Origin of the sequence: Pilimelia columellifera subsp. columellifera (assembly GCF_039532605.1) — a bacterium.
Classification (GTDB): Bacteria; Actinomycetota; Actinomycetes; order Mycobacteriales; family Micromonosporaceae; genus Pilimelia; species Pilimelia columellifera.
This window is the reverse complement of sequence record NZ_BAAARY010000030.1, coordinates 1-14,448: the sequence shown is the minus strand read 5'-3', so window position 1 is coordinate 14,448 and position 14,448 is coordinate 1. Positions and strand designations below refer to the sequence as shown.

At 70.1% G+C, this 14,448-nt stretch carries 13 protein-coding genes, 1 tRNA gene and 2 pseudogenes; 12 read left to right on the top strand and 4 right to left on the bottom strand.

What is annotated here, in order from left to right; genetic code table 11:
- Window positions 1-65: 65 nt before the first annotated feature.
- From tnpA to ABD287_RS18625, 4 genes and pseudogenes are all read left to right on the top strand, one after another.
- Window positions 66-383 (top strand): IS200/IS605 family transposase, encoded by a 318-nt coding sequence (tnpA, locus tag ABD287_RS17265; RefSeq protein WP_425565657.1) that lies wholly within the window; start codon window positions 66-68, stop codon window positions 381-383.
- Window positions 296-502 (top strand): annotated as a pseudogene (locus ABD287_RS18635) (helix-turn-helix domain-containing protein); the annotation flags it as partial. The gene tnpA and the pseudogene ABD287_RS18635, both read left to right, overlap by 88 nt.
- Before the next feature lie 541 nt (window positions 503-1,043).
- A pseudogene (locus tag ABD287_RS18630) lies at window positions 1,044-1,250 on the top strand (zinc ribbon domain-containing protein); the annotation flags it as partial.
- Window positions 1,162-1,422 carry a zinc ribbon domain-containing protein gene (locus tag ABD287_RS18625; RefSeq protein WP_425565655.1) on the top strand — a complete coding sequence of 87 codons (261 nt, stop codon included), beginning with the start codon at window positions 1,162-1,164 and terminating at the stop codon, window positions 1,420-1,422. The pseudogene ABD287_RS18630 and the gene ABD287_RS18625, both read left to right, overlap by 89 nt.
- A gap of 500 nt (window positions 1,423-1,922) precedes the next feature.
- Here the strand turns inward: ABD287_RS18625 and ABD287_RS17260 are convergent.
- Together ABD287_RS17260 and ABD287_RS17255 are read right to left on the bottom strand one after the other, a co-directional pair.
- Window positions 1,923-1,995, bottom strand: a tRNA-Arg gene (locus ABD287_RS17260).
- Between the two features lie 125 nt (window positions 1,996-2,120).
- A complete protein-coding gene (locus tag ABD287_RS17255; protein ID WP_344174381.1) occupies window positions 2,121-3,089 on the bottom strand; it encodes an alpha/beta hydrolase in 969 nt (322 codons plus the stop codon).
- Window positions 3,090-3,248: 159 nt separating this feature from the next.
- Here ABD287_RS17255 and ssb point away from each other — a divergent pair, with 159 nt between their 5' ends.
- The 6 genes from ssb (at window position 3,249) to ABD287_RS17225 (ending at window position 10,050) form a co-directional block, all read left to right on the top strand.
- Window positions 3,249-4,010 carry a single-stranded DNA-binding protein gene (gene ssb / locus ABD287_RS17250; RefSeq protein WP_344174380.1) on the top strand — a complete coding sequence of 254 codons (762 nt, stop codon included), beginning with the start codon at window positions 3,249-3,251 and terminating at the stop codon, window positions 4,008-4,010.
- 76 nt (window positions 4,011-4,086) lie between these two features.
- Window positions 4,087-5,118, top strand: coding sequence for a cobalamin biosynthesis protein (locus ABD287_RS17245; RefSeq protein WP_344174378.1), 1,032 nt, complete (start codon window positions 4,087-4,089; stop codon window positions 5,116-5,118).
- Entirely contained in the window at window positions 5,115-6,659 is a 1,545-nt protein-coding gene (locus tag ABD287_RS17240; RefSeq protein WP_344174376.1) for a cobyric acid synthase, read from the top strand. The genes ABD287_RS17245 and ABD287_RS17240 overlap by 4 nt, the downstream gene beginning before the upstream one ends.
- 14 nt (window positions 6,660-6,673) lie before the next feature.
- The gene (locus ABD287_RS17235; protein WP_344174374.1) at window positions 6,674-7,327 is read left to right on the top strand and encodes a uridine kinase family protein; all 654 of its coding nucleotides are present in this window, start codon (window positions 6,674-6,676) and stop codon (window positions 7,325-7,327) included.
- Between the two features lie 33 nt (window positions 7,328-7,360).
- Complete coding sequence (locus ABD287_RS17230; RefSeq protein ID WP_425565654.1) at window positions 7,361-7,813, top strand: peptidase dimerization domain-containing protein; 453 nt, start codon at window positions 7,361-7,363, stop codon at window positions 7,811-7,813.
- A 92-nt stretch (window positions 7,814-7,905) separates the two neighbouring features.
- The gene (locus ABD287_RS17225; protein WP_344174372.1) at window positions 7,906-10,050 is read left to right on the top strand and encodes a S8 family serine peptidase; all 2,145 of its coding nucleotides are present in this window, start codon (window positions 7,906-7,908) and stop codon (window positions 10,048-10,050) included.
- Between the two features lie 63 nt (window positions 10,051-10,113).
- On the opposite strand, the gene ABD287_RS17220 is transcribed toward ABD287_RS17225, so the two are convergent.
- Complete coding sequence (locus ABD287_RS17220) at window positions 10,114-10,953, bottom strand: SURF1 family protein (protein WP_344174369.1); 840 nt, start codon at window positions 10,951-10,953, stop codon at window positions 10,114-10,116.
- Between the two features lie 136 nt (window positions 10,954-11,089).
- On the opposite strand from ABD287_RS17220, the gene ABD287_RS17215 reads away from it, so the two are divergent.
- Both ABD287_RS17215 and ABD287_RS17210 read left to right on the top strand, forming a co-directional pair.
- Window positions 11,090-11,656, top strand: coding sequence for a GNAT family N-acetyltransferase (locus tag ABD287_RS17215; RefSeq protein WP_344174367.1), 567 nt, complete (start codon window positions 11,090-11,092; stop codon window positions 11,654-11,656).
- A gap of 296 nt (window positions 11,657-11,952) precedes the next feature.
- On the top strand, window positions 11,953-12,579 hold the full coding sequence (locus ABD287_RS17210) for a DUF4360 domain-containing protein (protein WP_344174365.1): 627 nt from the start codon (window positions 11,953-11,955) through the stop codon (window positions 12,577-12,579).
- 225 nt (window positions 12,580-12,804) lie between these two features.
- On the opposite strand, the gene ABD287_RS17205 is transcribed toward ABD287_RS17210, so the two are convergent.
- On the bottom strand, window positions 12,805-14,130 hold the full coding sequence (locus tag ABD287_RS17205; protein WP_425565653.1) for an ISAs1 family transposase: 1,326 nt from the start codon (window positions 14,128-14,130) through the stop codon (window positions 12,805-12,807).
- Between the last annotated feature and the right edge of the window lie 318 nt (window positions 14,131-14,448).

Here is a 14,448-nt window from a genome sequence, read left to right as displayed (position 1 = left end):
CATATCGCACAGCCGATCAACACGACACACGAACCAGCCGTTATCACCCAAACCAGCGAAGTGGAATCCACCCGGACCCTGAACTCAGAAGCTCAGTAAAGCAGCTCATCCGCGAGGTCTGCGAGGAGAAAGGAGCGTGGATCGTGGCGTTGGAGACGATGCCCGATCATGTGCATCTGCTCGTCGAGGTCGACCCGCAGTACGGGGTGCACCGGCTGGTGAAGGCGATTAAGGGCCGCACCTCGCGGGTGCTGCGCGACGAATTCCCCCACTTGAAGTCAAAGCTGCCCACCCTGTGGACCAACTCGTACTTCGTCGCCACGACAGGTGGCGCCCCCCTGGCTGCGATCAAGAAGTACGTCGACGAGCAGAAGAACCGCTGACCGTGCTGACTGGACGCCGCGGCCTCCTCGCGCTCACCGTCGAGCAGACCGACCAGGCCGGACAGTTCGGTGGGATCTGCCGAGCCGTATGGAACACCGGCCTGGAACAGCGGCGCCAGTACCGACGCCGCGGGGCGTGGATCAACTACGTCGAGCAGGCCCGGCAAATGGCCGAAGCCAAGAAAGACCCAGACTGCGCGTGGCTGGCCGACGCGCCGTCGCACATCCTCCAGCAGACCCTTCGGGACCTGGACCAGCGCCTCAACCGGCGCTGGGGTCAGGTCAGGTTGCCGAAGTTGGGCTGGGTGCGGTTCCGGTGGACCCGCCCGCTCGGCGGGATGATCCGCAACGCCACTGTCTCCCGCGACGGCGGTCGTTGGCACATCTCGTTCTGTGTCGAGGACGGCGTCACTGAGGTCGCTCTGAACGGCAAGCCCGCCACTGGCGTCGATCGGGGCGTTGCCGTCGCGGTCGCCGTCTCCGACGGCGCTAAGTACGACCGGCAGTTCATCACCGACGGCGAGCGGCGGCGCATCCGCCGGTTGCAGCAGCGTCTCGCCCGGTCACGGAGCGTGCACGGCCGCAACCGCCGCGCAGACTGCCCACGACCTCGTGACCCGGCACGGTCTGGTCGCCGTCGAGGACTTGCGGGTGCGCAACATGACCCGCTCGGCGAAAGGCACTGTCGAGCGGCCGGGTGTCAACGTGCGGCAGAAGGCCGGACTGAACCGGTCCATCCTGAACAAGGGCTGGGGTGGTTTCCTGCTCGCCCTCGAACATGCGGCGCGCTATCACGGCGCGACCGTTGTCAAGGTCAACCCCGCGTACACCTCTCAGCGGTGCTCCCGCTGCGGACTGGTGGATGCGAAGTCGCGTGAGCCAAGCGCGTTTCGTGTGCACCGGCTGCGGCTATCGAGACAACGCCGACGTGAACGCGGCGAAGAACATCCTCGCGGCCGGACTGGCCGTGACCGGGCGTGGAGGCCCTGCCGTTGGGCGGCCTGCGAAGCGCCAACCACCCGAACGGCTTGCGGCGTGAGCGCGCCTCAGTCACGGGAATCCCCCGCCTTTAGGCGTGGGGAGGATGTCAAGACCTCGCATCGACCATCACCAGCACCGGGGGCAGCGCTTGACGTCGCACATACGGCGTGGTCCGCTCCCAGCCCTGTTGGCGGCGGCCGGCAGGCTCGTCGGGGTTGTTCGCGGCCAGTCGGTTCCCCCCCGGCCGTGTCCGTCCCCGCTGAGACGGGCGAGCGGCCATGGTCTCGCCTCAGCTCGGACGATCGGCTGACGGTGGCCCGACGCCCAGCCTGGCCCCTGGTCAACCCGCCGGCCGTCACCCGGGGTCGGGTGCTGGTGCTGGACCGCGTTTTGTCCGGGGCGGACAAAGGCGCTGGTCAATGACCGGCGCCGGCCGCGGACCCGGCGCTCATCCAGGCGCCGTGCCGGGGCGGGCGACCACCCTTGCCGGGATGCTGTCAGCCCGTCGAGTCAGCCTCGCCCAGGCATCGGGTTCCCGCGTGGGCCGGGGCTGCGCTGCGCGCCCGGTAGGGTTCGAACCTACGACCTTAGGATTAGAAGTCCTCTGCTCTATCCGCTGAGCTACGGGCGCCGGAGCATTTGCAGGCTACCGCCTCAGCCGCCGTCCCGCCGTACGGGTGGGTGGCGCCACCCACCCGTCGCGCCCCGACGTCCGTCCCATCGTGGGCGGCACGCAGGGCCAGCAGCGTCGCCAGCTCAGTCCGTCGGCCTCTTCGGGCCGGATGGCAGCTGGGCGCGCAGCCAGTGATCGAACGCCCCGAACACCGTCGCCCGCACCGACGGCGTCGACAGCGTCAGATCGTGCACGCCGCCGTCGATACGGACCACCGACACGCGTGGGCCGAGCCGCGGCGCCCAGCGGGCGATGTGCTCGACATTGAGCACCGCGTCGGCGTGCCGGGCGGCCTCCCGCCATCGACGGCCATAGAAGCTCCGGGCGCCACACGCCACCAGCACCGGCACGTCGATGGCCAGCCCGGCCCGTACCCGTCGGTGGCCGTCTCGGATCGCGGCCAGCCACCCGGTATGGATCGGGAAGCCCGCCAGCGGCTTCCACCGCAGGTCGTAGCTCCATTCGCCACGGTGCTCGTGGTGCAGGCTCTGTCCGTACAGCTCTCGGACGCCCATCGGGAACCGACGGTACGGCGCACGGCGCCCGAGCCCCGCCACCAACGCGAGCAGCGGTCGGCGTAGCACCCAGGCGGCGTTGAAGTCAAGGAACGGGCTGTTGAGCAGCAGGCCGTCGATGAGCCGGGCCTCGCGGCGGTCATGGGCCCATAGCGCGCCGACGAGGCCACCGGTCGAGTGGCCCAGCAGCAGAATTTCGTCATGGCCGTCCTGTTCCCGCACCACCTGGACGGCGGCGTCCAGGTCCGGGTAGTAGTCGCGCACGTCGCGGCAGAAGTTCGGGGTCTGGTGCGGCAGCAGACTGCGGCCGTACTTGCGGAGGTCGACCGCGTAGAAGTCCCAGCCGCGATCGACGAAGAAGTCCGCCAAGTGGGTCTGGAAAAAGTAGTCGATGAATCCGTGCACGTAGAGGACCGCCCGCCTGGTGGGCGCCTCCGCGCGGCGGCGGACCAGGGTCGCCACGACCGGACCCTCGTCGTCGTGCCCGAGGTCCAGGGTCTGCGACTCGTACGGGGGGCCGAGCAGGTCGGGCTCCATGCCCGGATGGTAGCGATTCGTCCGCTCAGAGGACAGCGGCTCGGAGCATTGCGGTTATCCACAGACGGTCCCGTTGTCCACAGGCTGCCGCGATCGACGTGGCGCGACGGGGGCAGCCCGGCGATGGTGGCGTTCCGACCCGCAAACCCAGGGGGACCTGTGTTCGACACCCACATCGCTGTCATCGGCAACGTTCTTTCGGCGCCCGAGTGGCGGCGCACCGCGCGCACCGGCTCGCTCGTCGCCAACTTCAAGGTGGCCTCCACCGCCCGCCGGATGGATCGCGACAGCGGTAGATGGATCGACGGCGACAGCCTGCGGGTGCGGGTCAGCTGTTGGCGGCGGCTGGCCGAGGGGGTCGCGTCGTCGCTCATGGTCGGCGACCCGGTGGTGGTCTATGGCCGCCTCTACACCCGCGACTGGACTGACGCCGACGGCGCCCGTCGCACCACCTACGAGATGGAGGCGCTCGCGGTCGGTCATGACCTGGCCCGTGGCCGGGGCACTTTCGCGCGTCACCGACCCGCGGCGGCCACCAGCGAAACCGGGGATGACGAGCTGCGGGTGCGCGGCGAGCAGACCGAGCCGGTGCCGATCGACCTGGCGCCGGCCCGCCCCGGGGAGACGTTCCGGGAGGCGGGCCGGCCATCCGGTGATCCCACTACCGATCCGGCGCAGGAGCTACGGCGTCGGACGCTGCGCCGGGACGTCGCGCCGCTGGCGCCGCCGCTGGAAGACGAGCTGGAAGATGACGCGGACGGCGCCCTGGCGACCGATCTCCCCGAACCAGCTGAAGGGTCGCCCCGCAGCCCTGGTCGCGATTCGGCCCCGCCGGAGCCCGCCCCACCCGAGTCCAGCGCGCCGGGCGCCGGGCAGCGTGACGTCCCGTCAGGAGGGCCCTGGGCTGATCTGCGGGTCTGAGGCCGGTCCGCACGGCCGGCGAACGATAGGCTGCCAGCGCCCGCAGGGCCCCGAACACGAGGAGCTGAGAGCGGCTATGTCAGGCACACCCCGGACGCCCCGATCAGCGGCGCTGGCCACCGCGGTGGGCCTCGGCGCCGGTTACCTGCTCGACGTGACACTGGGCGACCCACGCCGCTGGCACCCCGTCGCCGGTTTCGGCGCCGCGGCCGGCGCGTTGGAACGCCGGTGGTACGCGCCCACCCACGCCGCCGGCCTGCGGTTCGCCGCCGTCGCCGTCGGGCTCCCGGTCCTGGTCGGCGTGGCGTTGACCAGGGCCAGCCGGGGTCGGCCCGCGTTGCGGGGAACGCTGGTCGCCGCCGCCACCTGGACGGCGCTCGGCGGCCGGACCCTGCGACGTGAGGCCGCCGCCATGGCCGCCGCCCTCGACGCTGGCGACCTGCCAGCCGCGCGGAGGCGGCTCAGCCACCTGTGCGGCCGGGACCCAGCCGCGTTGGACCCCACCGAGCTGGCCAGGGCCACCGTCGAGTCGGTCGCCGAGAACACCTCCGACGCGATCGTCGCCCCGCTGCTGTGGGGTGCTGTCGCCGGTCTGCCAGGAGTGCTCGGGTACCGCGCCGCGAACACCCTCGACGCCATGGTGGGCCACCGGTCACCGCGGTACGCCCGGTTCGGGACCGCCGCCGCCCGGCTCGACGACGCCGCGAACCTGGCCCCGTCGCGGCTTACCGCCGTCCTGACCGCCGTAGCGGCGCCGGTGGTGTCCGGCAGTCCAGCGCGGACCTGGCGAATCTGGCGCCGGGACCGTGCCGAGCACCCGAGCCCGAACGCCGGCCAGTGCGAGGCGTCGATGGCCGGAGCGCTGGGGGTGCGACTGGGCGGGCGCAACGTCTACCTGGGTCGCTCCGAGGTTCGGCCGCTGCTGGGCGATGGCCCACGCCCCGGGCCCGACGACGCGCGCCGGGCGGCGCGACTGTCCGGGTCGGTCGGCGTCGGCGCCGCGCTGCTGGCCGTCGGGGCCGCGGCGGGCCTCGGCCTGCTCGCCGAGAGCAGGAGCAGCCGGCTGGCCGGTCGGGCGCAGCGCCGCAGAGTGGCGCGGGCACGGTGAGCGGCGGTCTGCTGGTCGCCGGGACGACCTCCGACGCGGGCAAGAGCGTGGTCACCGCCGGCATCTGCCGGTGGTTGCGGCGGCGCGGGGTCAGCGTCGCCCCGTTCAAGGCGCAGAATATGTCCAACAACTCGGTCGTCGCGGTGGGCGTCGACGGTCGGGGCGGGGAGATCGGCCGGGCCCAGGCCATGCAGGCAGCCGCCTGTGGCCTGGCTCCGGACGTGCGGTTCAACCCGGTCCTGCTCAAGCCCAGCGGTGACATGACCAGCCAGGTGGTCCTGCTCGGGGACGCGGTCGGGGTCGCCAGCGGCCGGGACTACCGGGCGTGGAAACCGCGGCTCGCGCAGACGGTCTTCGACACCCTGGCTGCCCTGCGGCGCGACCATGACGTGGTGATCTGCGAAGGCGCCGGCAGCCCGGCGGAGATCAACCTGCGGCGGCACGACTTCGTCAACATGGGCCTGGCCCGGCAGGCCGGCCTGCCCGCCCTGGTGGTCGGCGACATCGACCGCGGCGGGATCTTCGCCTCGTTCTTCGGAACCGTCGCGCTGCTGTCGCCAGCCGACCAGGAGCTCATCTGTGGCTTCCTGGTCAACAAGTTCCGTGGCCACGTCGACCTGCTGCGCCCCGGGCTCGACACGCTGGCCGAGGTGACCGGGCGCCCCACTCTCGGCGTCTTGCCCTTCGCCGCCGACCTGTGGCTCGATGGCGAGGATTCGCTGGCCTACAACGGGTTGCTCGGTCGTCCCGGGCCGCCGCATGGTCGGCAGTGGCTCCGGGTGGCCGTGATCCGGTTGCCGAGGATCTCCAACGCGACCGACGCTGAGGCGCTCGCGGCCGAGCCGGGGGTCCGGGTCCGGATGACCGCTGAGCCCGCCGAGGTCGCCGACGCTGATCTGGTCGTGCTCCCCGGCAGCAAGGCCACCGTCGAGGATCTGGACTGGCTCCGACGCACCAGGCTTGCCGACGCCGTGCTGGCCCATGCGGCGGCAGGGCGTCCGCTGCTGGGCATCTGCGGCGGGTACCAGATGCTCGGTGAGCGCATTGACGACCCGGTGGAGAGCGGGCGGGGGCAGGTGCCCGGTCTCGGTCTGTTGCCGATCCGGGTGGTGTTCGACCAGCTCAAAACCGTGCGCCGGGCGAACGGCGTGGGTTTCGGTGATATCCCGGTCTCGGGCTACGAGATCCACCACGGCCAGGTGGCCGACGGGGACCCGACGTTGACGCCGTTGCTGCGTTACACCGACGGCCGGCCCGAGGGTGCGCGGCACGGCAGCGTCATGGGCACCCACTGGCACGGGGCGTTCGAGTCTGACGGCTTCCGGCGTCGCTTCCTGGCCGAGGCCGCGGCACAGGCCGGCCGGCACGGTTTCGCGGTCGCGCCAGATACGGTCTTCGGCACCGCCCGGGAGGCCACCCTGGACCTGCTCGCTGACCTCGTCGAGGAGCATGTCGACACCGGCGCGCTGTGGCGTCTCATCGAGTCGGGCCCCACCGGTGGCCTGCCGACCCTGCCGCCCGGCGCACCGGACCACGGCTGACGGGTGATGGCCTGATGGTCCCCACCGAGGAGAGCGACCGGCCGCCCGCAGCGTGGCGAGTCGGGGAGTTGGCTGACGCCGTCCTCTCCGGGCCGCCGCGACTGGGCAGGACGCGGTTGGTCTGCGTCGACGGGCCCAGCGGCGCGGGCAAGTCCAGCCTGACCGCCGCGTTGGCAACGGCGTTGGGGGAAGCGACCGGCCGGCCAGTCCCGGTCGTCTGCCTCGATGAGTTGCTGGACGGGTGGGACGACCTGCCGACGATGTGGCCCCGGGTCGAGCGGCTGGTCCTGTCGCCGGTTCGCGCCGGCCAGCCAGCTTGTTTCCGCGCCTTTGACTGGTCGGTCGGTCGGTTCCGGGGGCCGACGCGAGTCGTCCCCGCCGCGGGCGTGCTGATCATCGAGGGCGTCGGCGCCGCCCGGGCGCGAGCCGAGGCGACGCTGACGGTGTTGGTGACCGCTGATCCCGTGACGCGCCATGCCCGTGCCCGGCGACGGGACCAGCCGACGTCGCACGCCGCGCTGCGACGTTGGTGGCGGGACGAGGAGCGGTATCTCGCCGCAGATGGCGTGGCGCAGGCCGCCGATCGCGTGATCGTCACCGACGTGGCTGTGGCGCCGCCGGTTGGCGATCTATTGCCTACCATCACCGATGTGACCCACCACCGATGACCGGAATCTGGTGAGGTCGCGGTTCCCGGCCTGGTGGTTGGCGCGGCCGCGTCGCTGGATCTGCCGGAGGAGCGGCTGCGGGCCGAGGCGGGCGTCGTCGAGGGCGTGCGGCTGATCGGGTCGGAGCCGTTGGCTGACCGGCTGTGGTCGAAGCCGTCGATCGCGGTGCTGGGTATCGACTGCCCTCCTACCGAGGGCGCGCCGAACGCCCTAACGCCCTACGCCAGGGCGAAGCTAAATCTCCGACTGGCGCCGGGCCAGGAACCCGCCGCCGCCTTCGAGGCGCTGCGCAAACACCTGGAGGCGAACGCGCCCTGGGGAACCCGTCCGGTCGTCACGCTGGAACAGACCGGCGCCCGTGCGTCATTGACGCCACGGGTCCGGGCGAGCCTGCACCTGGTGGAGTTCGCCCGGGTGTGCCTGGCCGAGGCGTTGCTGCTGGCAAATCTCCCCGCTGCCCTGGCAAACAGCCGCGACAATTTATGAAGAATCTCCGTATCGCCGGGGATGTTCAGCTCTCCTGACTGAGTCCGCGGGTGATCACTCCGATCGCCTGCCCGACTCTGGAGGACTGTGCCTTGATCAAAGCAATCGCTGGGGCGCTGGCCGGCGCTCTGGTGGCAGGAACCGGCGCCCTCGGCGTCGGCGCCGCCACCGCCGCGCCAGCGCCGACCACCACCTTCCGGTCGGCGACCGTCAATCCGGTCGCCGGCAGCTACATCGTCATGCTCAAGCCGGGGTCGAGCGCGGCCAGCGCCAGCGGCGCCCTGGCCAGCAAGCACCGCGGCGCCGTCAAGCGGGTGTACCCGACGCTCGGCGGGTTCGCCGCGGCCATGACCGCCGCCGACGCCCGCGCCCTGGCCGCGGACCCGGCGGTCCTGTACGTCGAGCAGGACGCGGTGACCAGGGGCGCCGACATCCAACCCCGGCCGCCGTCGTGGGGGCTGGACCGGATCGACCAGCCCTACCGGCCGCTCAACTCCGCGTACACGTACCCGCGCACCGGCGCCGGGGTCCACGCGTACGTGCTCGACAGCGGCATCCGTGACTCCCACACCGACTTCGGCGGCCGGGCATCGCGCGACGCCGACTTCATCGGCGACGGTCGCAACGGCGCCGACTGCCATGGTCACGGCACGCATGTCGCCGGCACCGTCGGCGGCGCCCGCCACGGGGTCGCCAAGCGGGTGCGCCTGCATGCCGTCCGGGTGCTCGACTGCACCAACCGCGGGCTGCTCAGCGGCCTCATCAGCGGCCTTGACTGGACGGTCCGCAACGCTGCCCGGCCCGCCGTCATCAACATCAGCATCGAGGCCGGCGCGAGCACGGCTGTCGACGCGGCTGTCAACCGCGCCATCGGCTCCGGCCTGACCACCGTGATCGCCGCCGGCAACGGCAACACCGACGCGTGCGGCGTCTCGCCGGCCCGGGTCCCGAACGCCATCACCGTCGGAAACTCGACCTCGGCGGACGCCCGGTCGGGCACCTCCAACTGGGGGGCCTGCCTGGACCTGTTCGCGCCCGGCAGCGCGATCGTCTCGGCCGGCTTCGCCGGCGACAGCGCCGTGGCGACGATGAGCGGCACGTCGATGGCGGCCCCGCACGTGGCCGGGGCGGTGGCGTCCCTGCTGGAGCGGACACCAGCGATGACCCCGGCCCAGGCGCGGGCCACCCTGGTGAACACCGCCACGCCGAACCTGGTCACCGGCGCCGGGGTCGGCAGCCCCAACCGGCTCCTGTTCGCCGGCAACGACGGGGTCGGCAGCTCCCACGGCGACGTCAACGGGGACGGCCGCGACGACATCGTCACCTTCACCCGGGGCGGGGCCGGCGACGTGTACGCGGCGTTGTCCAACGGCTCGTCGTTCGTCGGGACCGGGGTGAAGTGGCACGACAACTTCGCATTCGGCACGGAACTGCCGCTGGTCGGCGACTTCAACGGAGACCGTAAGGCCGACATCGTCACCTTCACCCGGGGCGCCGCTGGCGACGTCTACGTGGCGTTGTCCAACGGCTCGTCGTTCGTCGGGACCGGGGTGAAGTGGCACGACAACTTCGCGTTCCGGGACGAGATCCCGCAGGTCGGGGACTTCAACGGCGACGGCCGTGACGACATCGCGACCTTCACCCGGGGCCCCAACGCCGACGTGTACGTGGCGTTGTCGAACGGCTCGTCGTTCGTCGGAACCGGCTGGAAGTGGCACGACTGGTTCGCCGCGAACTCCGAGATCCCGCAGATCGGCGACGTGGACGGCGACGGCCGCGACGACATCATCACGTTCACCCGCGGCGCCAGCGCCGACGTGTACGTGGCGCGCTCGAACGGCTCGTCGTTCGTCGGGACCGGGGTGAAGTGGCACGACTGGTTTGCCGCCTTCTCCGAGGTTCCGGTGGTCGCCGACGTCAACGGCGACCGGCGTGCGGACGTCATCACGTTCACCCGCGGGACAAGCGGCGACGCCTACGTGGCCCTGTCGAACGGCTCGTCGTTCGTCGGAACCGGGGTGAAGTGGCACGACAATTTCGCCTTCGGGACCGAGGTTCCCGGCGCGGGCGACTTCACCGGCGACCGTAGGGCCGACATCGTCACCTTCACCCACGGAGCGGCCGGCGACGCCTACGTGGCCCGGTCCACCGGCGGCGGTTTCGTCGGCACCGGCGCCAAGTGGCACGACGCGTTCGCGTTCGGCGACGAGATCCCGCAGCCGGCGAGCGTCTGGTGACCGGCTGGTAACCGGCAGTTCAGGTGGACGGGCGCCCGTGGCATCGCGGGCGCCCGCCGCCGGCTACGCCGCCCGGTCAACAGGCTGTACGGCGCGGGCGACCGGCCCGCGGGCCTCGCGGCGGGCCAGCCAACCGAAGCCGAACACCGTCATCGCCGCGAAGATCCACCACTGGATGACGTAACCGAGGTTCTGCCAGGTGCTCTGCTCCGGCGACGGCACGGCGACCAGCGACGCGGCGCCGGGCTGGTCCTGGTCAGCGAGCAGGTAAACGCCGTAGAGCGGCAGGCCGAGCCGCTCGGCCAGCGGGGCGAGCGTCACCTGGCGCACCTCGATTCGGCCCTCGAAGATGTCGATGGGCTGGGCCCCACGCTCGCCGGGAGCGAGCCGACCGACCACCGTGACCGGCCCGGCCGGCGCCCGCGGGACGGCAGGCCGTGACCTGGCGTCGCCGGCGGTCACCTGAACCCAGCCGCGGTCGACCAGGATCGCCGTGCCGTCGGCGAGCGTCAGCGGGGTGAGCACCTCGAAGCCGAGCCGACCCTCGCTGCGGCGGCCCCGCACGAGTATGTCGGCATCGGCGCGGTACCGCCCGGTGACGCTGACCGGGGACCACAGCCGGTCCGCGTCCGGCGCGGGGCCGACGGCGCCGGCGCCCGTTGGCCCGTCGCCCGCTGCGCCAACTGGCCCGTCGCCGGGGCGCGGACGCGCTGGCGGGCCTGGAACCGTCGCCTCAATCGGGGTCGCGGGGGCCGTCCGGGCAGCTGAGATCTTGGCGTTGGTGGCGGTGCGGGCCTGGTAGCGGTCATGCTGCCACTGACCGGCCAGCGCCATGAGCCCGACGAGCGCCATCGTCAACGCGGCCAGGCCGAGCCAGCGCGGGGTCAGCAGAAACCGGTACACCTCGCCGAGGTTATCGGTGTGAGCGGCGCCACCGCGCGGCCGGGCGGGCGGTGGCGGTGGGTTTGATTTAGGAACGGGTAGGGTCGGCCACCGGCGGCCGACCGGCGGCCAACCGGGCCGCGAGCGAAGGGACACGATGACCCAGATCGCGATGCGTCGATTTCCCCGGCTGACAGTGTCGGCGCCGCGGTTGCACGTGGGTGGCCTGGCCGAGCACGACGCGGCCGCGGTGGCCGAGATCCTGTCGGACAGGCAGACTCTCCGGTGGGGTCCCTTCGCCCCCGACTTCGGTCTCCCTGACGCCCTCGCCTGGTGCACCGAGCAGGCCGTCGAGCGACGCGACAGCGGCGCCGGCGACCACTACGGCATGGTGCGCCGCGAGGACGACCGTCTCGTCGGATGCCTGTGGACCAAGCGCACCGACTGGGCTGCGATGGCAACCGAGGTCGGGTTCGCCGTCGCGCCGCACGCCCGTGGTTTCGGGCTGGCCGCCGAAGCGCTGGACGTGTTGTCGGTGGCGTTGCTGCTCGAACACGGCTTCCACCGCGTCGAGGTGCGGGTGGCGCCGGGCAACGACGCGGCCCGTCGGGTGGTCGAGAAAGCCGGGTTCAGCTTCGAGGGCCTGCTCCGGGACGCCGGCTACACCAGCAGCGGCCGGGTCGACCTTCAGGTCTGGTCACTGGTCGCCGCCGACCTACGCTGATCGGCGTTCGGCCGGGCGCCAGCTGCCCTCGTGTCGACGCACACCCGCCTGTTTGCAGAGCTGCGTAGTCCGTCAATGGGCTGACTCGCCCCGTGGGCGGCTTTTGATGTGTTATCGGCTTCATTTGGGTGAAAGCGTAGAAGTTGTGGAACTGAGCTTATTTGGGCTGGTCCACATCAAACGCTTGGCGCTGGGGTTGTCGGATACCTGACAGAGCGCCAGACCGGACCAGATACACATCGGACCTGTTGATATCGTTGGTAGACGCAACCCCCTGGATTCCCGGAGGAATCGCTATGAAACGTAAAACACTATTCGTCGTAGCCCTGATGTCGGCGACTTCGGCGCTTGTCTCGCCGTCCGCTGCCTCGGCCGCACCGGCTGAGGCAAAGATAGAGCACATCTCCACCACCGGATCCGGCTGCGTTAATACGCAGATGGACATTTCGAACGAGGACCGAGCCTTTGTTTGGCTTCCAAATAACACGGATGTCACTCCCTATGCGGTAGCCCTGAACTGGGGCAACAAGCCGAGTCGCGCTGAGTGTGAGATGCGTTTTCGGATTGTAAACCCAGGCAAGGACAGATTCGCTCCTACGTTGCTCGCTATGGAAGCCAGCTATGATATCGCAATCGGGCATTCGGGAACCATGAGCTTGTCTTACGGTTTCAAGAACCAGAAGATGACCACGACCACCAAGAGCCTGGCACCGAACGATGATGACTCCAACCTTAACGCGGAGCTGGCGACCCAGGTGAAGGACGGTTTGGCGACCTGCACCGGCTCCACGGAGTTCATAGTGCGGACGGAAGTAGATCTCAAATCGACGACCAATTCTGGTTTCTCCAGCTGGATCGAAGTGTTTAGCCAGACGGGTGGCCTGGTCAGTAGGTCGGGCGTTTGGAACAAGACCACCTGCTAGTTGAGTTCTAGCCTCGGCTTTACGAAGGCCGGTGCCTGTTCATGATCTAAAATGGAAAAATGCCCTCTGATCTGGAATGATCGGGTTGTTGTCGCCCGGTTGATCACCCGATCGGAAGGCATTTTCCAGTTGAAGGCTACCGCCTCACGTCCGAAATCGTGGTCGTGGTCGGTCACGCTGCACGGCCCCGGCGTTTCTGGTTTCGGGTCGGTCAGTAATGGTTTGTTAGATGCCGTAGACGGCGAAGGTGTCGGTGCGGTCGTGTAGGTCGCGGCGGGCGTGGGCGATGTTCGCGCGGCCGCGAGGCGGAAGGTTTTGAGGGCCAGGTTGCGGAAGCTGGCCAGGGCTCGTGGGGCGGTGCCGGTTCTGAGCTGGGAGTGGTCCTCTCGGAAGGTCACGTCTCGTGTCCAATGCAGACGGTTTTCTATGCGCCAGTGCCCGCGGGTGTAGGTGTTGAGGTGGCGCGGGTCGGCCAGGTCGGTTGTCCAGGCTGGTGATTCCGTGGATGATTTCTTTGCTCGTGCGGACGCCGTCGAGGCCGCCGGTGTCGCGGCGGAGACGGAAGACTTGCCGGGCGCCGGGGAACAACGTGTCGTCGCAGGCGGCGACGCGTAGGGTGCGGCGTTCGGTCCGCCCGTGTCCCCGGTCGTCGTCGATACTCATGTGGTCGACGAACTCGGTGTCGGTGCCGGACAGCAGTGCTTGCGCGGCCATGTAGGCCAGCGGTTGATTTCCCTTCAATATGAGCAGGTAGTGGGCTTTCAAGTCGCCGGTGATCAGCCGGGCGGTCTTCTTCGTGGTGTGCAGAGCGTCCAGGGTCAGCATCCCGGCCACCGGCAGTGGTGTGAGCAGGTCGGCGATGACCGTGGTCTCGCCGCGTTTGTCGGGCACCTGGCGCTGGCCCAGGACGATCCCGTCGTGGTGGGTGATCGCGGCGACGAGGAACACCTGCCCGGTCGGGGTGCGGGTGCCGTGCAGCAGTTTCCCGTCGATCGCGGCGGCGGGTAGCAGCCCGGCCGGTGCGGGGTGGGTGATGGCCCGGGTCGCGGCGCGTCGTTGCTCACGTTCGGCGGGTTCGCCAGCGGTGGCGACGACCGGTAGCGAGGTGTCACCTCGGACAACATCGGCGGCGTATCCGCAGGTAGCCGCGTCCAGGGCGTCACTGTCGAGGGTGGCCAGAACTCGGCGGAAGGTGCGTTCGCTGGGCGCCGTGTACCGGCCGAGCAACGGGCTGTAGCGGGCGCCGATGCGGTGCACGACATCCTGCGGGGTCCGCGCAGCCCATTGCCGGATCGCGGTCACACCGTCGTTGCCGGCGACCAACGTGGCGCACGCGGTCAGGACCAGAATCGCCAGCAACGGATGCCGAAGCCCTCGTAGCCGGCGCGGATCCGGCACCTGAGCAAGCCGGTCGAACAGCGACGACACCACCGACAACGGGTCAGCAGGCACCGCATCCACGCCGGCCGGGTCCACGGCGAGTTCAGCTTCCCACATCGCCAGATCAGCGAGGTGGTCAACAACATGGTTGATCGGGGAAGATGACGACACGAGCGCGGCTCCTGAACGATCTTGAGGTCGTAGACACCCGAAAGATCATCAGAGTCGCGCTCGTCCTACAAATCGAGCACCGCCCGGTTCTCAACACGGACAGAACCACTCAAGCCGGAACAACGCCGAGGCCGTGGGTCCTGACCTGGGATCTGTCCTCGTGGAACGTGACGTCTCTGGTCCAATGCGTACGGTTTCCACGGTCCAGTGCCCACGCTCTTACTGAGGTTCTTGGGTCAGGGTCCGGCTTGGTCAGGGTGGCGCTAGTCCGGTGGCGTTGAGGAATCCGTTGATCAGTCCGGGCCGGTACTGCATGGT

Bases quoted from the DNA above. Each gene is read 5' to 3' on its own strand.
- ABD287_RS17215 (WP_344174367.1), top strand. From the start codon at position 11,090: ATGACCCAGATCGCGATGCGTCGATTTCCCCGGCTGACAGTGTCGGCG.
- ABD287_RS17235 (WP_344174374.1), top strand. From the start codon at position 6,674: ATGGTCCCCACCGAGGAGAGCGACCGGCCGCCCGCAGCGTGGCGAGTC.
- ABD287_RS17210 (WP_344174365.1), top strand. From the start codon at position 11,953: ATGAAACGTAAAACACTATTCGTCGTAGCCCTGATGTCGGCGACTTCG.
- ABD287_RS17255 (WP_344174381.1), bottom strand. From the start codon at position 3,089: ATGGAGCCCGACCTGCTCGGCCCCCCGTACGAGTCGCAGACCCTGGAC.
- ABD287_RS17245 (WP_344174378.1), top strand. From the start codon at position 4,087: ATGTCAGGCACACCCCGGACGCCCCGATCAGCGGCGCTGGCCACCGCG.
- ABD287_RS18625 (WP_425565655.1), top strand. From the start codon at position 1,162: ATGCGGCGCGCTATCACGGCGCGACCGTTGTCAAGGTCAACCCCGCGT.